General features: G+C 67.9%; 24 protein-coding genes. 15 read left to right on the forward strand and 9 right to left on the reverse strand.

Annotation, left to right across the window (positions count from 1 at the left end; translation table 11 throughout):
* Positions 1-126 precede the first annotated feature (126 nt).
* Together ddaH and rocD are read left to right on the forward strand one after the other, a co-directional pair.
* Positions 127-918, forward strand: coding sequence for a dimethylargininase (ddaH, locus tag E3T22_RS17890; protein WP_088457798.1), 792 nt, complete (start codon positions 127-129; stop codon positions 916-918).
* Positions 915-2,180, forward strand: coding sequence for an ornithine--oxo-acid transaminase (gene rocD / locus E3T22_RS17895; protein ID WP_165787866.1), 1,266 nt, complete (start codon positions 915-917; stop codon positions 2,178-2,180). Before ddaH ends, rocD begins: the two co-directional genes overlap by 4 nt.
* Positions 2,181-2,230: 50 nt before the next feature.
* Here rocD and E3T22_RS17900 read toward each other — a convergent pair whose 3' ends face one another.
* The 4 genes from E3T22_RS17900 to E3T22_RS17915 form a co-directional block, all read right to left on the reverse strand.
* A complete protein-coding gene (locus E3T22_RS17900; RefSeq protein ID WP_088454897.1) occupies positions 2,231-2,596 on the reverse strand; it encodes a LysR family transcriptional regulator in 366 nt (121 codons plus the stop codon).
* Positions 2,597-2,674: 78 nt separating this feature from the next.
* Entirely contained in the window at positions 2,675-3,070 is a 396-nt protein-coding gene (locus E3T22_RS17905; RefSeq protein ID WP_241983727.1) for a DUF3592 domain-containing protein, read from the reverse strand.
* Between the two features lie 64 nt (positions 3,071-3,134).
* The gene (locus E3T22_RS17910) at positions 3,135-4,526 is read right to left on the reverse strand and encodes an MFS transporter (RefSeq protein ID WP_165787867.1); all 1,392 of its coding nucleotides are present in this window, start codon (positions 4,524-4,526) and stop codon (positions 3,135-3,137) included.
* Positions 4,523-5,050 carry a MarR family winged helix-turn-helix transcriptional regulator gene (locus E3T22_RS17915; protein ID WP_134481262.1) on the reverse strand — a complete coding sequence of 176 codons (528 nt, stop codon included), beginning with the start codon at positions 5,048-5,050 and terminating at the stop codon, positions 4,523-4,525. Before E3T22_RS17915 ends, E3T22_RS17910 begins: the two co-directional genes overlap by 4 nt.
* A gap of 173 nt (positions 5,051-5,223) precedes the next feature.
* On the opposite strand from E3T22_RS17915, the gene E3T22_RS17920 reads away from it, so the two are divergent.
* Positions 5,224-6,153: an alpha/beta fold hydrolase gene (locus E3T22_RS17920; RefSeq protein ID WP_134481263.1), complete on the forward strand. Its 930-nt coding sequence runs from the start codon at positions 5,224-5,226 to the stop codon at positions 6,151-6,153.
* A gap of 9 nt (positions 6,154-6,162) precedes the next feature.
* Positions 6,163-7,212, forward strand: coding sequence for a biotin/lipoate A/B protein ligase family protein (locus E3T22_RS17925; protein ID WP_088454901.1), 1,050 nt, complete (start codon positions 6,163-6,165; stop codon positions 7,210-7,212).
* A gap of 42 nt (positions 7,213-7,254) precedes the next feature.
* On the opposite strand, the gene E3T22_RS17930 is transcribed toward E3T22_RS17925, so the two are convergent.
* Positions 7,255-7,575, reverse strand: a complete 321-nt coding sequence (locus E3T22_RS17930) for a GNAT family N-acetyltransferase (protein ID WP_241983728.1) — start codon at positions 7,573-7,575, stop codon at positions 7,255-7,257.
* A 34-nt stretch (positions 7,576-7,609) separates the two neighbouring features.
* Between E3T22_RS17930 and E3T22_RS17935 the strand changes: the two genes are divergently transcribed.
* Positions 7,610-8,515 (forward strand): site-specific DNA-methyltransferase, encoded by a 906-nt coding sequence (locus E3T22_RS17935; protein WP_103478745.1) that lies wholly within the window; start codon positions 7,610-7,612, stop codon positions 8,513-8,515.
* Positions 8,512-9,438 carry an LLM class F420-dependent oxidoreductase gene (locus E3T22_RS17940; protein ID WP_088454904.1) on the forward strand — a complete coding sequence of 309 codons (927 nt, stop codon included), beginning with the start codon at positions 8,512-8,514 and terminating at the stop codon, positions 9,436-9,438. Before E3T22_RS17935 ends, E3T22_RS17940 begins: the two co-directional genes overlap by 4 nt.
* A gap of 18 nt (positions 9,439-9,456) precedes the next feature.
* On the opposite strand, the gene E3T22_RS17945 is transcribed toward E3T22_RS17940, so the two are convergent.
* Positions 9,457-10,485 (reverse strand): LacI family DNA-binding transcriptional regulator, encoded by a 1,029-nt coding sequence (locus tag E3T22_RS17945; protein ID WP_134481264.1) that lies wholly within the window; start codon positions 10,483-10,485, stop codon positions 9,457-9,459.
* 261 nt (positions 10,486-10,746) lie between these two features.
* Here E3T22_RS17945 and E3T22_RS17950 point away from each other — a divergent pair, with 261 nt between their 5' ends.
* From E3T22_RS17950 to E3T22_RS17960, 3 genes are all read left to right on the forward strand, one after another.
* The gene (locus tag E3T22_RS17950) at positions 10,747-12,075 is read left to right on the forward strand and encodes an ABC transporter substrate-binding protein (RefSeq protein ID WP_088454906.1); all 1,329 of its coding nucleotides are present in this window, start codon (positions 10,747-10,749) and stop codon (positions 12,073-12,075) included.
* 81 nt (positions 12,076-12,156) lie between these two features.
* Complete coding sequence (locus tag E3T22_RS17955; RefSeq protein WP_103430255.1) at positions 12,157-13,209, forward strand: carbohydrate ABC transporter permease; 1,053 nt, start codon at positions 12,157-12,159, stop codon at positions 13,207-13,209.
* Entirely contained in the window at positions 13,206-14,117 is a 912-nt protein-coding gene (locus tag E3T22_RS17960; protein WP_088454907.1) for a carbohydrate ABC transporter permease, read from the forward strand. Before E3T22_RS17955 ends, E3T22_RS17960 begins: the two co-directional genes overlap by 4 nt.
* A gap of 57 nt (positions 14,118-14,174) precedes the next feature.
* On the opposite strand, the gene E3T22_RS17965 is transcribed toward E3T22_RS17960, so the two are convergent.
* The gene (locus tag E3T22_RS17965; protein ID WP_088454908.1) at positions 14,175-14,870 is read right to left on the reverse strand and encodes an NAD(P)H-binding protein; all 696 of its coding nucleotides are present in this window, start codon (positions 14,868-14,870) and stop codon (positions 14,175-14,177) included.
* 93 nt (positions 14,871-14,963) lie between these two features.
* Here E3T22_RS17965 and E3T22_RS17970 point away from each other — a divergent pair, with 93 nt between their 5' ends.
* Both E3T22_RS17970 and E3T22_RS19175 read left to right on the forward strand, forming a co-directional pair.
* Positions 14,964-15,821, forward strand: coding sequence for a D-alanyl-D-alanine carboxypeptidase family protein (locus E3T22_RS17970; protein WP_241983729.1), 858 nt, complete (start codon positions 14,964-14,966; stop codon positions 15,819-15,821).
* Positions 15,822-16,256: 435 nt separating this feature from the next.
* The gene (locus E3T22_RS19175) at positions 16,257-16,727 is read left to right on the forward strand and encodes an amidase domain-containing protein (protein WP_166789329.1); all 471 of its coding nucleotides are present in this window, start codon (positions 16,257-16,259) and stop codon (positions 16,725-16,727) included.
* A 15-nt stretch (positions 16,728-16,742) separates the two neighbouring features.
* On the opposite strand, the gene pgm is transcribed toward E3T22_RS19175, so the two are convergent.
* Complete coding sequence (gene pgm / locus E3T22_RS17980) at positions 16,743-18,359, reverse strand: phosphoglucomutase (alpha-D-glucose-1,6-bisphosphate-dependent) (protein ID WP_088454911.1); 1,617 nt, start codon at positions 18,357-18,359, stop codon at positions 16,743-16,745.
* A 36-nt stretch (positions 18,360-18,395) separates the two neighbouring features.
* On the opposite strand from pgm, the gene pheA reads away from it, so the two are divergent.
* Together pheA and E3T22_RS17990 are read left to right on the forward strand one after the other, a co-directional pair.
* Positions 18,396-19,340, forward strand: coding sequence for a prephenate dehydratase (gene pheA / locus E3T22_RS17985; protein WP_088454912.1), 945 nt, complete (start codon positions 18,396-18,398; stop codon positions 19,338-19,340).
* Entirely contained in the window at positions 19,337-19,873 is a 537-nt protein-coding gene (locus tag E3T22_RS17990; protein WP_134481267.1) for a hypothetical protein, read from the forward strand. Before pheA ends, E3T22_RS17990 begins: the two co-directional genes overlap by 4 nt.
* 4 nt (positions 19,874-19,877) lie before the next feature.
* Here the strand turns inward: E3T22_RS17990 and E3T22_RS17995 are convergent, their stop codons facing one another.
* Complete coding sequence (locus E3T22_RS17995; protein ID WP_174776284.1) at positions 19,878-20,921, reverse strand: diacylglycerol kinase family protein; 1,044 nt, start codon at positions 20,919-20,921, stop codon at positions 19,878-19,880.
* A 49-nt stretch (positions 20,922-20,970) separates the two neighbouring features.
* On the opposite strand from E3T22_RS17995, the gene serS reads away from it, so the two are divergent.
* Both serS and E3T22_RS18005 read left to right on the forward strand, forming a co-directional pair.
* Entirely contained in the window at positions 20,971-22,236 is a 1,266-nt protein-coding gene (gene serS / locus E3T22_RS18000) for a serine--tRNA ligase (RefSeq protein ID WP_088454914.1), read from the forward strand.
* On the forward strand, positions 22,233-23,045 hold the full coding sequence (locus tag E3T22_RS18005; protein ID WP_134408220.1) for an HAD family hydrolase: 813 nt from the start codon (positions 22,233-22,235) through the stop codon (positions 23,043-23,045). Before serS ends, E3T22_RS18005 begins: the two co-directional genes overlap by 4 nt.
* The last annotated feature ends 147 nt before the right edge of the window (positions 23,046-23,192 follow it).

Below are 23,192 nucleotides of genomic sequence, written 5' to 3' on the forward strand. Positions count from 1 at the left end.
CAACGCCTTGGCCGGCGGACCGCCAACAGAGGAGCTCCAGTGTCAATAGATGTCGCATCCGCTACCCCGAACGAGTCGGTCGCGCCAGCCGCGGTGACTCGTACGCCGGTGAAACGCACAATCCTGATGTGCAAACCGGAGTTTTTCACCGTGGTCTACCGGATCAACCCCTGGATGGACCCGGCCCTGCCGACCGACACGAGCCTGGCCGTCGCCCAGTGGCAGACGCTGTACGACACCTACATCGGCCTCGGCTTCGATGTCCACCTGATCGACCCCATCGACGGTCTGCCCGACATGGTCTACGCCGCCAACGGCGGTTTTGTCATCGACGGCATCGCCTACGGCGCCAAATTCACCTACCCGCAGCGCCAGCCCGAGGGCCCCGCCTACATGGACTGGTTCGGCGCCAACGACTTCGACGTGCGCGAGCCCGTCGAGATCAATGAGGGCGAGGGCGACTTCCTGCTCGTCGGCGACGTGATCCTGGCCGGCACCGGCTTCCGCAGCGCGTCGAACAGCCACGAAGAGGTCTCGGCCATCTACGATCGCCCGGTGATAACCCTCACCCTGGTGAACCCCAGCTTTTATCACCTCGACACCGCCATCGCCGTGCTTGACGCCTCCCCGACATCGGGGAACGGCGAGATCGCTTACTTGCCCAGCGCGTTCGACGAACCCAGCCTGGCCATCCTGCGCGAACGCTTCCCGGATGCCATCCTCGTCACCGAGGAAGACGCCGCGATCCTCGGCCTCAACTCCTACTCCGACGGTTACAACGTCGTGATCGCCGCCAAGGCGAAGGACTTCGAACGCCAATTGCGTGCACGCGGCTTCAACCCGATCGGCGTGGACCTGTCCGAGCTCTTGCTCGGCGGAGGAGGAGTCAAATGCTGCACTCTGGAGCTGCGCCGATGAGCGCCCTGACCGATGCGACCGGCCTCACCGCTCAGGTCGGCCTGACCGACCAGAGCGCGGCGATCGCACTTGAGAACCAGCACGCCGCGCACAACTACCACCCGCTGGCCGTCGTGGTCGCGTCCGGCGACGGCGCCTGGGTCACCGACATCAACGGCAAGCGGTACCTCGACTGCCTCGCCGCATACTCCGCCGTCAACTTCGGTCACTCCAACCCGGTGCTCCTGGATGCCGCGCGCGCGCAGCTGGGCCGGATCACCCTCACCAGCCGCGCCTTCCACAACGACCAGCTCGGCCCATTTGTGACCGCCCTGGCCAAGCTGGCCGGCAAGGACATGGTGCTGCCGATGAACACCGGCGCGGAGGCCGTGGAATCCGGTGTCAAGGTAGCCCGCGCCTGGGGCTACCGGGTCAAGGGCGTCGCGGCGGGGATGGCGAACATCATCGTCGCCGGCGGCAACTTCCACGGCCGCACCACGACCATCATCAGCTTTTCCGACGACGAATCGGCGCGCGCCGACTTCGGCCCGTTCACGCCGGGCTTCCGCACGGTGCCCTACGGGGATGCCGCGGCGCTGGAGGCGGCCATCGACGAGAACACCGTGGCGGTGCTGCTGGAACCCATCCAGGGTGAGGCCGGCATCGTGGTACCGCCGGCGGAGTACCTGCCCGCCGTGCGGGAGATCACCTCCCGGCACAACGTGCTCTTCATCGCCGATGAGATCCAGTCCGGCCTCGGCCGCACCGGCGCCACCTTCGCGGTGGAGCAGGCCGGTGTGGTGCCCGACCTGTACCTGCTCGGCAAGGCCCTCGGCGGCGGCATCGTGCCCGTCTCCGCGGTCGTCGGCAACACCGACATCCTGGGCGTGCTGCGCCCGGGTGAGCACGGGTCCACCTTCGGGGGCAACCCGCTGGCCGCCGCCGTGGGGCTGGCGGTGGTGAACATGCTCGCCACCGGCGAGTATCAGCAGCGAGCCAGGGACCTCGGCGCCCACCTGCACGAGAGGCTGCTCGGCCTGGTCGGCCACGGTGTGCTCGAGGTGCGCGGTGCGGGTCTTTGGGCAGGTATCGACATCGACCCGGCGCTGGCCTCAGGGCGCGCGGTCTGCGAGGCCCTGATGGAGCGCGGTGTGCTGGCGAAGGACACCCACGGCTCCACCATCCGGCTCGCCCCACCCCTGGTGGTGTCGGCCGAAGACCTGGACTGGGCGGTGGACCAGCTCACCGCGGTGCTCGAGGAGTTCGGCGCCTCCGTTCGTTAGGCCACCTAGCTCGGAGAGAATCCGGCTGGCCCGGTCGACGCCGGGTCAGCTCAGCGGGATTGGCGGCGCTTGCCGGGCGCGGCCTGGCCCTTGACGGCGGGCGCGCGACCGCGGCCCTTGGACGCCTTGGCCTTGCCGCCGCCGGATCCGCTGCTGTTGCCCGATCCCTGGGACGGGCCGCCGGCCGGCGGCATGTGAGCGATCAGCCCCTTCGCTTCGGCGAGCAGGGCGATGCCGGCCTCGGTGAGATACGGGTTGTCGGCGGCGGGCTCGAAGAGGGGAACGCCGAGCTCGGCTTCCAGGGCGGCGACCGATTTCATCAGCGTCGTGCGCGACACGTTGAGGTTCTTGGCGGCGCGCGCGATGTCCAGTTCCTCGGCGACGGCGACAAAACGCCGGAGCAGTGTGGTGTCCACGGGCATCCTCTCTGCCGCACGCGCGGGTCGCGTGCCTCAGTACAGGCTACGCGGTCGTGACGGCCTTCACTCTTCGGGTCACACGAAGAGCAGCACGATCCCCAGAACCGCCGAGCCGAGGCCGAGGCTGGTCAGGATCAAGCCGGTCAGCCGCCAGGCCTTGCCGTCGTGGTCCGGCGAATGGGTGCGGCATCGTTCAGGGGCCCTGGCGTTGAACCACAGGGTCACGTCGTCGCCGGGCTCCAGGTGCACGGTCTCGTGGCTGTCTGCCCGGGCCTCGTGCACCTCGCCGGTGGTGTCGAACCAGCGGATCACCGGGCCGGACGTGGTGGCCGCGACGACGCCATCCGCCTCGACCCACCGGCCGCCGAAGCCGCGCACCGATAGGCCGATGATGTAGAGCGGAACGCCCACCAGGAGCCCGACGATGGTGAAGATCTCGCTGAGCATCGAGACGATGTCGTGAAGGTCCACCCGTGCCGCCGTTTCCCGTCGTCTGCCTAGGGTGAAATGTTAGCGCGCGCGGCACCCCCCTGGGTCAGCGTGGAGCAGTCGCCTCGACGACCGCGATCTCGCGGGTGGCCGTCTCCCGGTCGCGGTCCTGCCGTGCCGCATCGGCCTTCGCCGTGACGATGCGGATGGCCGAGGTGAGCGGATGGCCGTCGCCGCGGTGCCGCACGTGCAGCCGCGCGGTGCGCGGTGAGGTGCGGGGGCGGATGCGGACCCGCAGGCGCTGGTACCTGATCATCCAGAACAGCACCGCCGCCGCCGCGAGGAGGCCGGAGACCGCGGCGACGCCGATGGCCCAGCGCGGGCCGTACTGGTCGGCGACCCAGCCGACCAGTGGAGCGCCGAGCGGGGTGCCGCCGGCGAAGATGGCCATGTACAGCGCCATCACCCGGCCGCGCATGGCCGGCTCGGTGGTGGTCTGCACGTAGGCGTTCGCGGTGGTCATCAGGGTCAGCGAGGTGAGGCCCACGAAGGCGAGCGAAATCGCGAAGGTGATGTAGCTGGGCATCACGGCGGCGATGGCGCAGGTGAGGCCGAAGAAGAACGCGCCGCCCACCACCAGGCGCATCCGGGGTCGGCTGCGCCGGGCCGAGAGCAGGGCGCCGACCACGCTGCCCACCGCCATGATCGAGCTGAGCATGCCGAACTCGCTGGCGCCCATGCCGAACTCCACGGTGGCCATGGTGGAGGTGAAGATGGCGAAGTTGAAGCCGAATGTGCCCACCAGGAACACCGTGATCAGCACCGCGACGATGTCGGGCCGATGCCAGACATAGCGGAAGCCGGCCATGAGTTGGCCCCGTTCCCGCGGTGCGCGGGGCTGCTTGCGGAGTTGCTTGGTGCGCAGCAGCGTCATGGCGGCGACGGTGAAGGCGAAGGTGACGGCGTTGATCATGAATACCCAGCCGGCGCCGACGGCGACGGTGAGGAGGCCGGCCGCGGCGGGGCCGATCAGCCGGGCGCCGTTGAACGAGGCCGAGTTCAGCGCCACGGCGTTCGAGAGGTTGTCGTCCGGCACCAGCTCGGAGACGAAGGTCTGCCGGGCGGGCGCGTCGATGGCGGCAACGATGCCCAGGCCGAGGGCGAAGAGGTAGACGTGCCAGAGCTCGACGACGCCGGTGATGGTGATCAGGCCGAGGCCCAGGGCGAGTGCGCCCATCAGAGCCTGGGTGAGCATCAGCAGCTTGCGGCGGTCGAACCTGTCGGCGATGAGGCCCGACCACGGCATCAGCACCAGCTGCGGCCCGAATTGCAGGGCCATCACGATGCCCACTGCGGTGGCGTTGTAGTCGGTGAGCTGGGTCAGCACGATCCAGTCCTGGGCCGTGCGCTGCATCCAGGTGCCCACATTGGACACCAGGGCGCCGGCGAACCAGATCCGGTAATTGACCACGCTCAGGGAGCGGAACATTGCACTCAACTGTTGGCGAGCTCCTTCATGATTTCGGTGGCGGACGCCAGGATCTGGCGTTGTTCGGGGGTGAGCCGCAGGATGCGCGTGGCTATCCAGTCGTCTCGGCGGCGGCGGGTCTCGCGCACCAGGGTCATCCCGGTGTCGGTGACGGTGAGCACCACCTTGCGGCCGTCCTCGGCGGAGCCGGCGCGGTTGACCAGGCCGGCCTCGACGAGGGCGTTCACGGTGCGGTTCATCGAGGGCGGGGTGACCCGTTCCTCTTCGCTGAGCGCGCTCAGGGTCATCGGGCCGAGTCTGAACACAGCGCCGAGGGCCGAGAACTGGCCGCTGGTGAGTTCGTTGTCGGCCTGCTCCTGGCGCACCCGGCGGGCCAGTCGGCCGTTGGCGAGCCTGAAGTCGTGGCTCAACTCGGCGACGGAGCGGCGCTTGGTGTGCGCCGCCGCGGGGGCCGGCGCTGGCGCGGGTGCGGGTGCGGGTGCGGGTGCGGGTGCGGGTGCGGGGGGACTGGGCGCAATGGGGCTCTCTGACATGATTACTTAGCCTAACAAATTAGCTATGCTAATGATTCCCAGCTCGCCGAATCGCCGCCGAATCGCCGCCGAATCGCCACTGAATCGCCGCGACTGTTCCCGAAGCGGACAATTGCGCCCGGTACGCCGGGCGCAAATGTCCGCACGGGCAACAGGTACGGCAGAATAAGCCCGTGCCCACCTTCATCGATGAACACGGCGTCCCGATCGTCTACTACGCCTGGCCGGTCGACAACCCGCGCGCGATCGTGCAGCTCGTGCACGGGGTCGGCGAACACGCCCTGCGCTACCGGGAGGTGGCCCGCGCGCTCAACGCGGCCGGCTACTCCGTCTACGCCGACGACCACCGCGGGCACGGCCAGACCGGGATGCTGCAGCACGGTGGCGACGTCGGCCAGCTCGGTCGGCTCGGCGTCGGCGGTCTGCGCGCGGCCGTCGCCGCCGTGCACGCCTTCACCGGCGTGATCCGGCAGGCCACCCGCCACCAGACCGTTGCGCGGGGCGAGGGACCGGCTGCGCAGACCGGGCAACCGCAGGCACAGCCGGTGCCGCTGGTGCTGCTCGGGCACAGTTGGGGATCCTTCATGGCGCAGATGATCCTCAACCGGTATCCCCAGGACTACCAGGCGGTCGTGCTCACCGGCACGGCCTACCGCTGGCCCGGCTACCTCAACAGCGGGGATCTCAACGCCAGGCACAAGCACCTCGGCTCGACCGGTGCCGAGTGGCTCAGCCGGGACCCGGCGGTCGCGGCGGCTTTTGTGGCCGACCCGCTCACCACGAGCGTGCCGCTCGCCAAGCTGTTCGGCCTGCGCGACGCCGCCCGCATCCTCGGTCGCCCCGCCCGGCGGCTCCCCGCGGACCTGCCCGTGCTCATCCAGGTCGGCGGCGACGACCCCGTGGGCGGGGAACGCAGCGCCCGCAAGCTTGTGGACGCCTTCCGGCGCCGGTCCGGCCTGCGGGATGTGCGCCTGATCGTGTACCCCGGCGCCCGGCACGAGGTCCTCAACGAGATCAACCGCGACGAGGTGCTGGCCGACCTGGTCGCCTGGCTCGACGCGCATCTCCCGGCCGCCGTCTCCGAGTCCGCTGCCGACGATTAGGCTGATCACATGCATGGTGAATACAAGGTTCCAGGCGGCAAACTCGTTGTGGTCGATCTGAATGTCGTCGACAATCTCATCACCGATTTTCGCCTGGCCGGTGATTTCTTTCTCGAGCCGGACGACGCCCTCGAGGACATCAACGCAGCGGTGAACGGCCTCGCCGCCGACAGCGACGCGGCCACCATCGCGGCCGCGGTGCGGGCCGCGTTGCCGCCCCAGGCCACCCTGCTCGGGTTCTCTCCGGAGTCGGTCGCCGTCGCCATCCGTCGTTCGCTCGCCCACGCCAGCGGCTGGCGGGACTATGAGTGGCAGATCATCCACACCAAGGCCGTGCCCCCGGTCATGCAGATGGCTCTCGACGAGGTGCTCGCCGTCGAGGTCGGCGAGGGCCGCCGCAGCCCCACCCTGCGCATCTGGGAGTGGAATGAACCGGCCGTCGTGATCGGCAGCTTCCAGTCGCTGAAGAACGAGGTCGACCCCGTCAACGCCGAAAAGCACGGCTTCACGGTGGTGCGCCGGGTCTCCGGCGGCGGCGCCATGTTCATGGAGGCCGGTTCGGTGATCACGTATTCGATCTACGCTCCCACCGAGCTGGTGCACGGTATGAGCTTCGCCGACTCCTACGCCTTCCTCGACGAGTGGGTCATCACGGCGCTCAAGTCACTGGGCATCGACGCGCACTACCAGCCGCTCAACGACATCACGAGCCCCACCGGAAAGATCGGCGGGGCGGCCCAGAAGCGCCTCGGCAGCGGCGCCGTGCTGCACCACGTCACCATGAGCTACGACATGGACGGCGAGAAGATGGTGCAGGTGCTGCGCATCGGCCGGGAGAAGCTCAGCGACAAGGGCATCACCAGCGCCGCCAAGCGGGTGGATCCGCTCCGCAGCCAGACCGGGCTCAGCCGCGCCGAGATCATCGACCGCATGAAGCAGACTTTCACGAGCCTGTACGGGGCGAAACCCGGCGACATCACCGATGAGGAATACGCCAAGGCCGCCGACTTGGTGGAGAGCAAGTTCAGCACCGACGCCTGGATCGGCCGCGTGCCCTAACCAGGACGGCCCTGGCCAGCACAGCGCCTGGCGAGCACAGGATCAGGTGCCGCGGATGAGCAGGTCCTGGTATTCGGCGTGCTGGTCGATCCAGTCCGCGACGAACGGGCAGGCCGCCACCACGGTGAGGTCGGTGCGCGTGCGCACGTCGTCGAGCGCCTGCTCGATGAGGAAGCCCGCGAGCCCGTGTGCGCGCTTGGCCGGGTCGACCTCGGTGTGGGTGAAGGTCACTGACTGGCCCGCCAGCGTGTAGTCGGCCAGGCCCACCGGCTCGCCGTCCTGCCACAGCGTGTAGCGCGAGAGGTCCGGTTCGTGCCTGATGTGCGCGGTGCTGTCGGCACGGGTCATCTCTTCACTTGTCATCGGAACAGCGTAAGCCGACTGACAGAATGAGGGAATGCCAAACGCGTGGACTCAGTCCTCTCCCAGCAGGGTCATCGAGGCGGACAACCTGGTTGTGCTGCCGACGCTGCCCGACGGCGCGTTCACCCTCATCTACCTCGACCCGCCGTTCAACACCGGCCGCAGCCAGAAGCGGCAGTCGACCACCTCGGTGCGGAGCACCCTGGCCAGCGGCGCCCACGCCACCGGAACCATCACCGGGTTCAAGGGCCAGCGCTACGAGCGCATCAAGGGCGATCTGCTCGGCTACGACGACCAGTTCGAGGACTACTGGGCGTTCTTGGAGCCCCGTTTGATCGAGGCCTGGCGCCTGCTGGCCGATGACGGCACCCTCTACCTGCACTTGGACTACCGTGAGGCGCACTACGCCAAGGTGCTCCTCGACGCTCTCTTCGGCCGGGACTGCTTCCTCAACGAGCTGATCTGGGCCTACGACTACGGCGCCAAATCGAAGAACCGCTGGCCCACCAAGCACGACACGATCCTGGTCTACGTGAAGAACCCCAAGGATTACTACTTCGACTCCAGCACCGTGGACCGAGAGCCCTACATGGCGCCGGGCCTGGTCACCCCCGAGAAGGTGGCCAAGGGCAAACTGCCCACGGATGTCTGGTGGCACACCATCGTCTCGCCCACGGGCAAGGAGAAAACCGGCTACCCCACCCAGAAGCCGGTCGGCATCCTGCGGCGCATGATCCAAGCCTCCAGCCGGGAGGGCGACTGGGTGCTGGACTTCTTCGCCGGCAGCGGCACGACGGGTGCCGTCGCGGCTGCCCTGGGGCGCAAGTTCCTTCTCATCGACCAGAACCCGGAGTCGCTCGCGGTGATGCACGAGAGGCTCGGCGCCCTGCCCGGTGTGGATTTCGTCGACGCCGAGCTGGAGACAAGACTGGGAGCATGAGACTCCGCATTTTCACCGAGCCCCAGCAGGGCGCCAGCTACGACGACCTCCTCGCGGTCGCGCAGGCCACCGAGACTCTCGGCTTCGACGCCTTCTTCCGCTCAGACCATTACCTCGCCATGGGCGATCACGTCTCCGGGCTGCCCGGGCCGACGGATGCCTGGACCACCCTGGCCGGACTGGCGCGCGAGACGCAGCGCATCCGCCTCGGCACCCTGGTGTCCTCGGTCACCTACCGTCCGCCGGGGGTCCTGGCGATCCAGGTCGCCCAGGTCGACCAGATGTCGGGCGGCCGCGTGGAACTGGGCCTGGGCACCGGCTGGTTCGAACAGGAACACCTGGCCTACGGCATCCCCTTCCCGGCCAAGCGGTTCGGCATGCTCGAGGAGCAGCTCGAAGTGATCACCGGCCTGTGGGGAACGCCCGTCGGTGAGACCTACAGTTTCGCCGGCGAGCACTACACCCTCGTCGACTCTCCCGCCCTGCCCAAGCCCACGCAGTCCCGCGTGCCGGTGATCGTGGGCGGTGGCGGAGCCAAGCGCACCCCGGCGATGGCCGCGCGGTTCGCCACCGAATTCAACCTGCCCTTCCCCGACTTCGCCGACATCCCCGCCAAGTTCGCCGGGGTGCGCGCAGCCTGCGAGGCCATCGGCCGCAACCCGCAGGAACTGGTCTACTCGACTGCGCTGATCGCGGTGGCCGGCGCCGACGAGGCCGAGTTCGCCCGACGCGCTGCCGCCGTGGGCCGGGAGCCCGCCGAACTCCGCGAGCACGGGATCGCCGGGACCACCGGTGAGGTCGTCGACAGGCTGGGAGCCCTCGCCGCCGACGGCGTGGAGTGCGTCTACCTGCAGATCATGGACCTGGCCGACCTCGAGCACCTTGATTTTCTGGCCAGAGAGGTTATGCCGCAGCTCGACTGAACGGATGACCTGGGCGGCTCAGGCCGAGTCGCGAAGCACCAAGCGCGTCGGCATGAAGTTATGGTGCGGCACGGTCTCGTCGCCGGCGAGCAGGCGCAAGAGCAGGTCCGCCATCGCGAAGCCCATCTCCTTCGATGGCTGGCTCACCGTGGTCAGCGAGATCGGACCGGAGGTGGCGGCCGGGCTGTCGTCGAACGAGACCACCGCGATATCGCCGGGCACCGAGCGGCCCTGTTCGGCCAAGACCCCCATCGTGCCCACGGCCATGAGGTCGCTCGCGACGAACAAGGCATTCACGTGCGGGCTGTGTTCAAGCAGACGGCGAGTTGCCGCGGCGGCGCCCGCGGCCGTGAAGTCGGCGTGCTCCACGGCATCTGACTCGAGCCCGGCGGCCGCGAGTGCGTGCCGGAAGCCATTGAGTCGGTCGATGCCGGCGGGCATGTCGACCGGTCCGGTGATGGTGCCAATGCGGTGCCGGCCGAGGTTGATGAGATGCTGCACGCCGCTGATGGCGCCGGCCACGTTGTCGACGTCCACGAAGTAATTATCCGGGCCGGAGTGGTTCGTGGGTCGGCCACCGAAGACCACGGGCATGGTGGTCTCCAGGTTCGCCACGAAATCATCGCCGGTGTGGTGCGAGATGACGATGGCTCCATCGACGTTACCCGAGCGCAGGTAGCGCATGGTCTTGTGCCGGGGGTCGCTCGACGCGACGAGGAGGTTGAGCGTGTAGTCACTCTCGTCCAGGCGCTGAGTGATGCCCTGCACGACGGCGGCGAAGTACGGGTCGCCGAAGAACTTGGTCATGTCTTCCGGCACGACCAGGGCGACCGACTGGGTGTGGTGGCTGGCCAGTGACCTGGCGGCGCGGTTGGGTACATAGTTGAGTTGTTCGATCGCGGCGTTGACGGAATCGACGACCTCCTGCCTGACCTTGGGGGAGCCGTTGACAACCCGGCTGACCGTTGCTCTGGAGACTCCGGCCGCCGCGGCGACCATCTCGAGGGTCGGCTGGGGCGGACGCGCACTCCGGATTCCCATTGTCATGGGGTCAGTCTATTTGCGCTCGGGCCATTGGTCCCGCGTGAATCCGGTGCGCCCGTGCCCAGGCCGCCCTTCAGCGCCCCCGTTCGAGGTCACGACGCGCCGTCAAATCACCGGTACGTCGTGGTCGTATTGACAAGCCTGCTTCTCCTGCTCTATGGTGACGGTGATTGATGAGAGCGCTCTCACGTTTGAATGAGAGCGCTCTCATTCCCGCACGTATGTCTTGCAATCGCACAAGCACACGCACACAAAGGAGTGAAAGTGAAGTTCTCACAACGCACCAAGGTTGGCGCCGCAGTAGCCTGCGCCGCATCCTTCGCCCTCATCGCCACAGGCTGTTCGTCGGCGGGCACCGACGGCGCCTCCGGCGGTGACATCGAGCTGACCGTCACCACGTTCGGCAGCATGGGTATGGCTGACCTGTACGCCGAGTATGAGGCAGCCAACCCCGGCATCACCATCAAGGCGAACAACATCGACACGGGTGGCAACGCTCGCACGGATGCCTTCACCAAAATTGCCGCCGGCAGCGGCCTCTCGGACGTTGTCGCCGTCGAGGAAGGCTGGCTGGGTTCGATCATGGCCGTCTCCGACCAGTTCGTCGACCTGTCGGAATACGGCGCCGACGACATCAAGGACCGCTGGGTTCCGTGGAAGCTCGAACAGGGCACCGACGCGGAAGGACGCATCATCGGTTACGGCACCGACATCGGCCCGGAGGGACTCTGCTACAACAGCGCAGCCTTCGAAGCCGCCGGGCTGCCCACCGACCGTGCCGAAGTAGCCACGCTTCTCGGCGGCGACGACGCAAGCTGGGAAAGCTACTTCGCCCTGGGCAAGAAGTACCAGGAGGCCACCGGCAAGGCGTGGTTCGACCAGTCCGGCTTCATCTGGAACTCCATGGTGAACCAGATGGACGAGGGCTACTACACCGCCGACGGCGAGCTCAACGTTGTTGACAACGCCGAGCTGAAGGCGGCCTGGACGCAGCTGGCCGACGCCAACGCGGCCGGCCTTTCCGGCAAGCAGGCTCAGTGGGACTGGAACAAGGGCTCGTCGTTCACCGACGGAACCTTCGCGACCTTCATGTGCCCGGGCTGGATGCTCGGAGTCGTTCAGGGCCAGGTCGAGACCGCCGGCGGCGACGCCACCGGCGCGACGGCCGGCTGGGACTTCGCCGACGTGTTCCCCGGCGGAGCGACCAACTGGGGCGGAACCTTCCTGACCGTCCCGACGCAGTCCAAGCACCCGCAGGAAGCCGCGGACCTGGCTGCCTGGTTGACCGAGGCCGACCAGCAGGTCGCCGAGTTCAAGGCCGAGGGCCCGTTCCCCAGCGTCACCGCTGCACAGACGGACCCCGCACTGTCTGAGGCAACCGGAGTCTCCGCGTTCTTCAACGACGCGCCGATCGCTGAAATCCTCACCAAGCGTGCCGACGGCGTGAAGGCCCAGTTCAAGGGTCCGGATGACTCCACGATCCAGGAGCAGGTCTTCGGCCCGTCCGCGATCGCGCTCGACCAGGGTGTCGCGGGCGACAAGGCATGGGACGACGCCATGACCCTGTTCGACCAGCTCATCGTCAACAAGTAGTAGCAGCACCAATCCGCTCTTGCCGGGCTTCCGGCGCCGCGACGCGGCACCGGAAGCCCGGCTCGAAGGCAGAAAGTCACCATGACACGCACACTTGAACCAGAGACCAGCGCTCCCGCGCCTCTCAAGCGTCCCGGCCGCGCGAGCGCCCTCACCTACAAGCACCGGCTGAGCCGCCTGGATGTGAAAGTCTCGCCCTACCTGTACGTCGCACCGTTCTTCGTGCTGTTCGGCCTGGTGGGCCTGTTCCCTCTCGTCTACACCTTTGTGGTGTCCCTGAACAACTGGAATCTGCTGAGCGGGCCGGGGGAGTGGGTCGGCTTCGACAACTACGCCGCAGAGCTCAGTGACCCCTTGTTCTGGAATTCACTGTTCAACACCATGAGTATCTTCCTGCTCTCGAGCATTCCGCAGCTCGTGGTGGCCACGGCCATCGCCGCGATCCTCGACCAGAACCTGCGTGCCAAGACCTTCTGGCGCATGAGCATCCTCATCCCCTACGTCGTGACCCCTGTCGCGGTCGCCCTCATCTTCTCCAGCATGTTCAGCGAGCAGAGCGGTCTGGTGAACCACCTGCTCAGCTTCGTCGGCGTGGACCCGATCCTTTGGAAAACCGATGTGTTGCCCAGCCACCTGGCCATCGCCGGCATGGTGAACTGGCGCTGGACCGGCTACAACGCCCTGATCCTGCTCGCCGCCATGCAGTCGGTGCCGCGGGACATCCACGAGTCCGCCGCCCTGGACGGCGCCGGGTTTGTCCGCCGCTTCTTCTCCATCACCCTGCCGAGCATCCGCCCCACCATGATCTTCGTCATCATCACGGCGACCATCGGTGGGCTGCAGATCTTCACCGAGCCGCGCCTGTACGACGCGACCAGCTCCACGGCCGGTGGTGCGCACCGACAGTTCCAGACCACGGTGCTCTACCTGTGGGAGATGGCCTTCCAGCGCCAGAACTTCGGCAAGGCCTCGGCGATCGCCCTGATCCTGTTCGTCATCATCGTGGCGTTCGGCGTGCTCAATTACCTGATCTCGCAACGGATCGCCACGGCAGACAGCCGGTCCGACGCGAAGAACAACAAACGCGCGGTTCGCCGCACGCTCCGAAACGGCGCGAAGGAGCCCCGAGCATGACCGACACCATCGCCCGCCCAGAAACCACCCCGGAGGTACCGGGTCAGACGGTCACCGTCAAGCGGGGCAAGACAAAGCACAAAGGCCTCGGCATCGACCGTCGTCCAGGCTTCCTTACCTACGGAATCCTGATCGCGCTCTTCGCCGGCGGAACCTACCCGCTCTGGTGGTCGGTTGTCGTCGGTGCGAGCCCGTCGTCTGTGCTGTCCCAGGATTGGCCGCCGCTTCTTCCTGGCGGGCAGTTCTGGACCAACGTCGCCGCAGTCTTCGACACCATTCCGTTTTGGCAGGCCCTGCTCAACAGCGTGATCGTGTCGACGATCATCACCGTGTCCGTCGTGTCGTTCTCGACTCTCGCCGGGTACGCGTTCGCCAAGCTCAAGTTCCGTGGCAGCAACGGGCTGATGGTTTTCGTCGTCGCGACGATGGCGATCCCCACCCAGCTGGGCATCATTCCGCTGTTCATCCTGATGCGCGAGTTCGGCTGGACCGGCTCCATCGGCGCGATCATCGTCCCGACCCTGGTGACGGCCTTCGGCGTGTTCTTCATGCGCCAGTACCTCGTCGACGTGATTCCGGACGAGCTCATTGAGGCGGCCCGCGTCGACGGCGCGAACATGATCACCACGTTCTGGAACGTCGCGGTTCCCGCCGCCCGTCCGGCGATGGCGATCCTGTCGCTCTTCACCTTCATGATGGCGTGGACGGACTTTCTCTGGCCGATGATCGTTTCGCCGCAGAACCCGACCCTGCAGGTGGCTCTCAGCCAGCTGCAGTCCGCACGATACATCGACTACTCGGTCGTGCTCGCAGGTGCCGTGCTGGCAACACTGCCGCTGCTCGTGCTCTTCGTGCTTGCGGGCAAGCAGCTCATCTCCGGCATCATGGCGGGTGCCGTCAAGGGCTGATCCAGCCGCCTCACGTCGCTCCCCTGAATCGGTCAGGGGAGCGACGTGAGTGGTGTCTCAGGCGAAGACGGCCACGGCCTTCGCCACCGGCGTCGGGCCGGAAATGAGGTGCAGCACCGTGTGGCTGCCTGCTCCGGTGCGGAGCAGCTCGGCCAGCACCGCTGCCACATCGGCCCGGGGCACGCTGCCCTGGGTCTCCGGCTGCACGGTTCCGCTCTCGTCGGGTCCCGTGCGCTCAAGCCGAACCGAGCCGATGGGGTCGTGATCGGTCAGGGTGCCCGGCCGCACGATGGTCCAGTCGAGGTCTCTGCCCGCGAGGTCTTCCTCTGCGCCGAGCTTGGCCTGGAGGTAGGCGACGAAGTCGGCGGGGACGCTGTCGGGGGTGGCTCCGTCACGCACCAGATCCGCTCCGGTGGAGGAGATCTGTACGAACCGGCGCACCCCGGCGGATTCGGCGGCATCCGCCAACAACACCGAAGCCCCCAGATCGACCGAGTTCTTACGTGCGTCGCCGCTGCCCGCACCCGCGCCGGCCGCGAAGACCGCGGCGTCGGCGTCGGCCATGACCTCGGCGACGGCGTCGACCGAGCTGTTCTCGAGATCGAGGACAACCGGTTGGGCTCCATCGAGGACGAGGTCTTCCTTTTGCTCAGCGTTCCTGATCAGCCCGATCACAGTGTGTCCGTCGAGGGTCAACTCCCGGGTGAGGGACCGTGCAATTTTTCCGTGTGCTCCTGCTATAACAATTCGCATACGGGGTGAAACAGACTACGGGGCGCTGGAATTCCCCGGCGGCGATGATGCCGATGCCGGGGAGTGGCGTCGGCGCAGGATATGCTCGGCAGCGTGTCAGTTCAATCGCGCCGGGGGGCGTCGCCGCGCGTACGCCGTCGACGCGCACTCGTCGCGGCCGCCGCCGCACTGCTGCTGGTCGCCGGTGGTGGAGCCCTCATCCTGGGCCAGCACACCGGCCGCGCCGCATCGAGCGAGACCACGCCGACCACATCCGCATCGCCCGGCCCGTCGGCCAGTACGCCGACCGAACCACCGCGCCCGTCGCCGTCGGCCTCGCCTGACCCGGCTCCGGCGCCCACCTTCGACCGCGCTGCCCGGTCGATCGACGACCCGAACAGCATCTGGGTGGTCGTTGACAAGCTCCGCCCGCTCAACCCCACCGACTACGCTCCCGACGACCTCGTCGATGTGCCGATCCCGTTCGCGAACCACCCGCAGTTGCGGCAGGAGGCCTCCGACGCCGTCGTGGCCCTGTTCTCCGCCTTCACGGCCGAAACCGGCCTGGCCTTGCAATCGCAGAGCGCGTACCGCAGCTTCGACGCGCAGACGCGGGTCTACAACAACGATCTCGCGAACCTCGGTCAGGCCGGTGCCGACTTGAGTACCGCGCGGCCGGGTACGAGTGAACACCAGACCGGTCTCACGATCGACATCAGCGCCCAACCCGGGCAGTGTTCACTCAACGCGTGCTTCGCCGACACCCCACACGGCCAGTGGCTCGCCGCAAACGCGTGGCGATTCGGCTTCCTGCTGCGCTACCCCGCCGACAAGACCCCGGTGACCGGCTACGAGTTCGAGCCCTGGCACTTCCGGTACGTCGGGATCGACCTGGCCACGGAAATGCACGACCAGGGCGTCACCACGCTCGAGGAGTTCTTCGGCCTACCGGCCGCACCGTCCTACGGCTAAAGCCCTCGGCTGAATTCCACTCACACGCCACCCTCACAGCCTCGGGGGCCCCGACGCTCACGGTACGCGGGTCGAGAACACCCTGCCCGCGATGAGGTCTACTATGCCTGGCACGCTCACAACACCGCCCGAAGATCGGTGGCCGGTCCGGTCCCAGACTCTTCACCAAATAGTGTGGTTGGCTTGAGATCCCCCCCCCCGAATGGAGGTAGTTGTGGCTGTAGCTCGACCAGCACGGATCGGTGTCATCGCCCTGATCCTCGGCGGACTCGTCGTGGGAACCGTGGCCCTGGCGACGTCCGGCGCGGATNCGGCGCGGATCGAACCGGTTCGGCTCAGCGCGGTTCCACTGCGGCGGACGCCGCTGCCACGGTCGAGACCGCGCCGCGCGAGACTCCGGCGATAACGGCCGCGCCCGTCGACGTTGACCCCGCCGTGCAGGCTCAGCTGAGTTACGCACTCGCGCACTGGAAGGACTACAACACCGACCAGTACGGTGTGGTCACCGGAAACGACTGCGTGAACTTCACCAGCCAGTCCCTGGTGGCCAGGGGCTGGGCCATGGACGAGACCTGGTGGACCAGCGGAACCGGCTCCGACTTCGACTTCTCCTCACCGTGGGTGAGTTCGACCGCGTTCATGAACTACCTCGCGGACTCCGGCCGCGCCACCGCCCTGACCGACGACCAGCGCGATCAGGTGAAGCTCGGTGATGTCGTCCAGTTCGACTGGGACAACACGGGCGACCGTGACCACACCGCCGTCGTCTCCCGCATCGAGGGCACCGGCGACGACATCGTGATCTACTACGCCGGGCACACCGACGACACCGACTACCTCTCGGTGGACGTCGCGATCACCGAGAAGCACCCGGGCGGAACCGCGTACTACTGGAGCATCCCGTAGCCCACCGAGCGCGGGCTAGCTGATCGCGGCGTCGACGATGGCCTTGGCCTCGATCTGCACCAGCTTGAGGTGCTCCGGGCCCTTGAACGACTCGGCGTAGATCTTGTAGACGTCTTCGGTGCCGCTGGGGCGGGCGGCGAACCAGGCGTATTCGGTGAAGACCTTCACTCCGCCGATGGCCGCGCCGTTTCCCGGGGCGTTGCTGAGCGCGCCGATGATCTTGTCGCCGGCGAGCTCGGTGGCGGTGATTGCTGCGCCGTCGAGCTTGCCGAGGGCGGTCTTCTGCGCCGGCGTCGCGACGGCGTCGATGCGCTCGTAGGCCGGGGCGCCGAAGTGCTCGGCCAGTTCGGCGTACCGCACGCTGGGCGACTTGCCGGTCACGGCGACGATCTCCGCAGCGAGCAGGGCCAGCAGGATGCCGTCCTTGTCGGTGGTCCAGACCGTGCCGTCGAAGCGCACGAAGCTCGCGCCGGCGCTCTCCTCGCCGCCGAAGGCGACCGAGCCGTCGATCAGGCCGGGCACGAACCACTTGAAGCCCACCGGGACCTCCCACAGCTCACGGCCGAGGAAACCGGCGACGCGGTCGATCATGGTGGAGGAGACCAGGGTCTTGCCGATCGCGGCATCCGCCCGCCAGCCGTCGCGGTGGCTGTAGAGGTATTCGATGGCCACGGCCAGGAAGTGGTTGGGGTTCATCAGGCCGGCGTCCGGCGTGACGATGCCGTGCCGGTCGGCGTCGGCGTCGTTGCCGGTGAGGATGTCGAAGTCGTCCTTGTGCGCCAGCACCGACGCCATCGCCGAGGGGCTGGACGGGTCCATCCGGATCTTGCCGTCCCAGTCCAGGGTCATGAACGCCCAGGTCGGGTCGACCAGCGGGTTGACCACGGTGAGGTTGAGCTCGTAGCGGTCGCGGATGGCGCCCCAGTAGCCGACGCTCGCGCCGCCCAGCGGGTCGGCGCCGATACGGATGCCGCTCTTCTTGATGGCCGCCATGTCGATGATGTTCTCGAGGTCGTCGACGTACTGGCCGCGGAAGTCGTAGGTCTCCACGGCGCTGGGCTCGGCCATGAGCACGGCGCGCATCTCGTCGGCGATGATCTCGTTGGCGCGATTGGCGATCCAGGAGGTGGCGTCGCTGTCGGCCGGTCCGCCGTGCGGCGGGTTGTACTTGAAGCCGCCGTCCATGGGCGGGTTGTGGCTCGGGGTGACGACGATGCCGTCGGCCTGGTCGTCGTGTCCGGCCCGGTTGTAGGCGAGGATCGCGTGCGACAGTGCCGGGGTGGGCACGAAGTCGTCGAACTCGTCGACCAGCACCCGCACGCCGTTGCCCACCAGCACCTCGAGGGCCGTGGTGGTGGCCGGGGCGCTGAGGGCGTGGGTGTCGGCGCCGATGAACAGCGGGCCGGTGATGCCCTGGGCGGCGCGGTACTCCACGATCGCCTGCGTTGTGGCGAGGATGTGGTTCTCGTTGAACGCGGTGTTCAGCGAACTGCCGCGGTGTCCGGAAGTGCCGAAGACAACCCGCTGGGCGGGCACCGACACATCCGGCTTGAGGTCGTAATACGCCCTGATGAGGGCCTCAACGTCGATCAGATCGGATTTCTGGGCCGGGGTGCCTGCGCGTGCGTTCATAGTGCCCAGTCTTGCACTCCAACTAGGCTGTGAGCCATGCCAGAGACTCCCGATGTGCACTACAGCTTCCTGGGGCCGGCGGGAACCTTCACCGAGGCCGCCCTCGCCCAGGTTCCCCAGGCCAGGGGCTTGCCGTGGCGCGCGGTCAACAACGTGGGGGAGGCCTTCGCCGACGTCGTGAGCGGGCGCAGCGTCGCCGCCATGATCGCCATCGAGAATTCGGTCGACGGCGGGGTGAGCGCCACCCAGGACGCCCTGGCCAGCGTGCCGAACCTGCGGATCATCGGCGAATACCTGGTACCGGTCAACTTTGTGCTCGTCGCCAGGCCCGGAACCGCCCTCGAGGACGTCAAGATCGTCAACGCGCATCCGGTGGCCTACGCGCAGTGCCGCAGCTGGCTCGAAACGACACTGCCCAGGCACGGGCACATCCCCTCGTCGAGCAATGTCTCCGCCGCCGCCGCCCTGTTCGAGCCGGGACCAGCGGATGCCGCCGTCGCGCCGCCCGGTATCGAGAAGCACCATGACCTGGTGGTGCTCGCCCGCAACATCGGTGACAACCCCAACGCCGTCACCCGGTTCGTGCTCGTCGGACGCACCACCGTGATCCCGGAGCCGACCGGCGCCGACAAGACCAGCGTGATCGTGGAGCTCCCGGAGGACCGGGCCGGCGCCCTGCTGGAGATGCTCGAGCAGTTCGCCACCCGCGGCGTCAACCTCAGCCTGATCCAGTCCCGGCCGATCGGTGACTCCCTCGGCCGGTACCGGTTCGTCATTGACGCCGACGGGCACATCCTCGACGAACGGGTGGCGGACGCCCTGCTGGGGTTGCGCCGGTTCAGCCCAAAGGTGATCTTCCTCGGTTCGTATCCGCGAGCCGACAAAGCGGCCAATGTGTTCACCGACCGGTACGACGACGGTGTTTTCATCGAAGCCAGGGACTGGCTGCGCGGTCTGGTCTCGGGGGAGCCGACAGCGTGACCGAGCCTGGGGGGCCCGAACGGCCGGCGTTCGACCCGCGGCACGACGCCAGGTTTCAACGCGGCTACCAGCCCGGTGATCCACCCCGGCCCGCCGCTCGCCCCGGGCTGATCGGCGCGTCGCCGGCGAAACCTGCCGCCGCGGCCGGCGGAGCCGCGGCGCCGTTCGAGGACCTCGTCGTCGGCACCGACGGTGCATTCGACGATCTCGACGCCCTGGCCTTCGACGGCGACACCTTCCAGGACGAGCTGGAGCCCTCGAGGTGGAACCCGTACATCGCGCTGCTCTGGGTGGTGGCCCTCGCGCTTCCGGCGGGTGGCATGGTGTTGCAGTGGCAGGCCGTGAGCGGAATGTTCGGGAACAATTCGTATACGGGAAACGGGGAACCGCCGGTCGCGTTCGTCCTCCAACAGTTCAGCTACCTGGTCGCGCCACCCCTGATCTCGAGCGGGATCGTGATTCTCGGTGGCCTGCTGTTCTGGCACGCCTGGGGCTGGCGGGCTCGCCGGCGCCGAAGCGCCCAGGGCCTCTGACGGCTCACCGGACTCCCGCGGATCCGTCCGTCGGCATCGGCCAGCCGGCCGGTACCCGCACCAGCAGGGCACCGGCATCCGCCCGGAGGAACACGCTTGTCACCAGCCCAAATTCGTCGCCGTCCAGCTCGAATTGCTGCGGGTGGTCCGGCACGATCCGGATGTCGGTGCCGACCAGCGTCGTCATAGCACGTTCGCTGTCGGTATCGGTGAGCTCGATGATCCGCCGGCCCACGGCGGAGCGCCGCAGCACCCCGTTCTGCCAGGTCACCCGGCGCCAGATCATGAGCCAGCCGAGCACACCCTTGGGCTGCAACACGGCGATGTCCAGGACGCCGTCGTCGAGGAGGGCGTCGGGCAGGAACTGGATGTTTCCGGGCAGCACCCCGCAGTTGGCGATCAGGATGGTGCTCACCAGCGCCTGGTGCTCGCTGCGGGTGCCCAGGCTGTAGCGGATGCGGAACGGTTCGGCCTTGGGGATGGCGCGCATCCCCGCATCCACATAGGCCAGCCAACCCACCTGCTTCTTCAGGTCCGGGCGCGTCTCGGCGATCATCTGGGCATCGAGGCCGAGCCCGGCCATCACCAGGAAGACGTGGTCGTTGATGCTGTTGTCGGCGTAGGTGACCGAGGCCACGCCGAGGTCGATGGCCTTGTCGGCCCCGCCGAAGGCGATGCTGATGGCGTCGTCGAGGCTGTTCAGGGGCAGCTGCAGATTGCGGGCCAGCAGGTTGCCGGTGCCCACCGGCAGGATGCCCAGGCTCACCTCCGACCCACGCAGCGCTTCGGCCACCGCCCGCACGGTGCCGTCGCCACCCGCAGCGAGCACCATGGTCACACCCTGGCGCAGCGCCTGCCGGGTGACCCGCTGGCCGGGGTCGGCCACGGAGGTCGCCAACCAGAGCGGTTCGGCCCAGCCCGCCGCGGCGGCCGCGGTGTTCACGCCGAGGCGAAGCCTGTCGACATCCGTCTTCACGGGGTTGTAGACCACCGCGGCACGGCGCAAACTCGAGGGGATGTCGCTGGGTCCGGAACTGGAGGCTGGCACCCGCTCAGGCTAGCAAGGGGGCAACGGCTGGCGCTTGTAGACTGACCGAGTGATTGATCCGGTGCTGCTACGCGAAAATCCCGACCTCGTCAAGCGATCGCAGGAGGCGCGGGGCGACTCTGTCGAGGCCGTCGACGCCGCGCTCGCCGCGGACGCCGACCGGCGATCCTCGATCACCACCTTCGAGGCGCTGCGTGCCTCGCAGAACGCCTTCGGCAAGACCGTGGCACAGGCGCCGCCCGCCGAGAAGAAGGCCCTGGTCGCCCAGGCGCAGAGCCTGGCCGCGGAGGTCAAGGCGGCCGGAGTGACCGCCGCGGAGGCCGAGGCGCGTTTCACGAGCGTGATGCGCACCATCGCCAACCCGATCATCGACGGCGTGCCCGCCGGCGGCGAAGACAACTTCGCCACCCTGCGCACCCACGGCGAGATCCCCACCTTCGACTTCGAGGCCCGCGACCACCTCGAACTGGGCGAGATGCTCGGCGCCATCGACATGGCCCGCGGCGCCAAGGTCTCCGGTGCCCGGTTCTACTTCCTGCGTGGCATCGGCGCCCGGCTCGAGATCGCGTTGATGAACATGGCGTTGGACCATGCTCTCGCGGCCGATTTCATCCCGATGATCACGCCCACCCTGGTGCGCCCGGAGATCATGGACGGCACCGGGTTCCTCGGCGAGCACGCCGACGAGATCTACCACCTGCCCGCCGACGATCTCTACCTCACCGGCACCAGCGAGGTTGCCCTCGCGGGCTACCACAGCGACGAGATCCTCGACCTGTCCGACGGTCCGCTGCGCTACGCCGGCTGGTCCACCTGCTACCGCCGCGAGGCCGGGTCGGGCGGCAAGGACACCCGCGGCATCATCCGGGTGCACCAGTTCAACAAGCTCGAGATGTTCACCTACGTGCTGCCCGAAAATGCCGAGGCCGAGCACAACCGCCTCGTCGCCCTGCAGGAGGGCATGCTGCAGGCCCTCGGCCTGAGCTACCGGGTGATCGACGTCGCAGCAGGCGACCTGGGTTCCAGCGCCGCCCGTAAGTACGACATCGAGGCCTGGGTGCCCACCCAGGGTGCCTACCGGGAGCTCACCAGCACCAGCAACTGCACGACCTTCCAGGCCCGGCGCCTCGACATCCGTTACCGCACCGAGTCGGGCAAGACCGCCCCGGTCGCCACCCTCAACGGCACCCTCGCCACGACCCGGTGGATCGTCGCCATCCTGGAAACGCACCAGCAGGCCGACGGTTCGGTTCTCGTGCCGGAAGCACTGCGCCCCTACCTCGGCGGGCTCGACGTCCTCACACCCATCCGATGAGCCCCACCACCGACGCGCCCTGGCTGGTCGCCCTCGATATCGACGGCACCACCCTGCACGAGGACGGCACCATCAGCGACGCCGTGATCCGCCAGGTGCGCCGGGTGCACCAGGCGGGCCACGAGATCATGCTGGCAACCGGCAGAAGCGCCGCCGCCACCCTCCCGGTGCTCGAGCGTCTCGGGATCACGCCGCAATTCGTGGTCTGCTCCAACGGCGCCATCACGCTGCACCGAGACGCGGATGCCCCGACCGGGTACCGCCGCGAATGGGTCGAAACCTTTGACCCCAGCGACGTGCTGCTCTCCATCCGCTCGCACCTCACGGATGCCCGGTACGCGGTGGAGGACGAGCACGGCTTCTACCGGTACACGGAGGTGTTCCCCGACGCCACGATCGGCATCGACAGTGAGCACGTCGCCTTCGACGAGCTGCTGCGCCACGACGCCACCCGCGTCGTCGTCGTCTCGCCGGACCACGACATGGAGGACTTCCTCGCGGTGGTCGAGCAGATGGGTCTGAACCGGGTGAGCTACGCGATCGGCTGGACCGCCTGGCTCGATATCGCCCCCGACGGTGTGAACAAGGCCACCGCCATGGAGCGGGTGCGTGCCGAGTGCGGCATCCCACGCAGCCGGGTGATGGCCGTCGGCGACGGGCGCAACGACATCGACATGCTGCTCTGGGCCGGCGCGGAGGGCCGCGGTGTGGCCATGGGCCAGTCCCCGGACGACGTCCTCGAGGCCGCCAGCGAGCTCACCGTGAGCGTGCAGGACGACGGCCTGGCCGTGGTCCTCAGCAGCCTCTAGCACTCCAGTACACACGGTAATTCGCGGGGGTCGGCCGCCGTGCAGGGCGTTGCCAGTTTCGCGTGTCAGGCTACTTATTCCGTGATCGGCTAAGATCGGGCGAAGTTCGATGTTGGATCCGGCCCGTCACGGGGCGGTCCCGCGTTG

The organism is Cryobacterium sp. TMB3-10 (genome assembly GCF_004402305.1).
In the GTDB taxonomy this organism is placed as follows: domain Bacteria; phylum Actinomycetota; class Actinomycetes; order Actinomycetales; family Microbacteriaceae; genus Cryobacterium; species Cryobacterium zongtaii.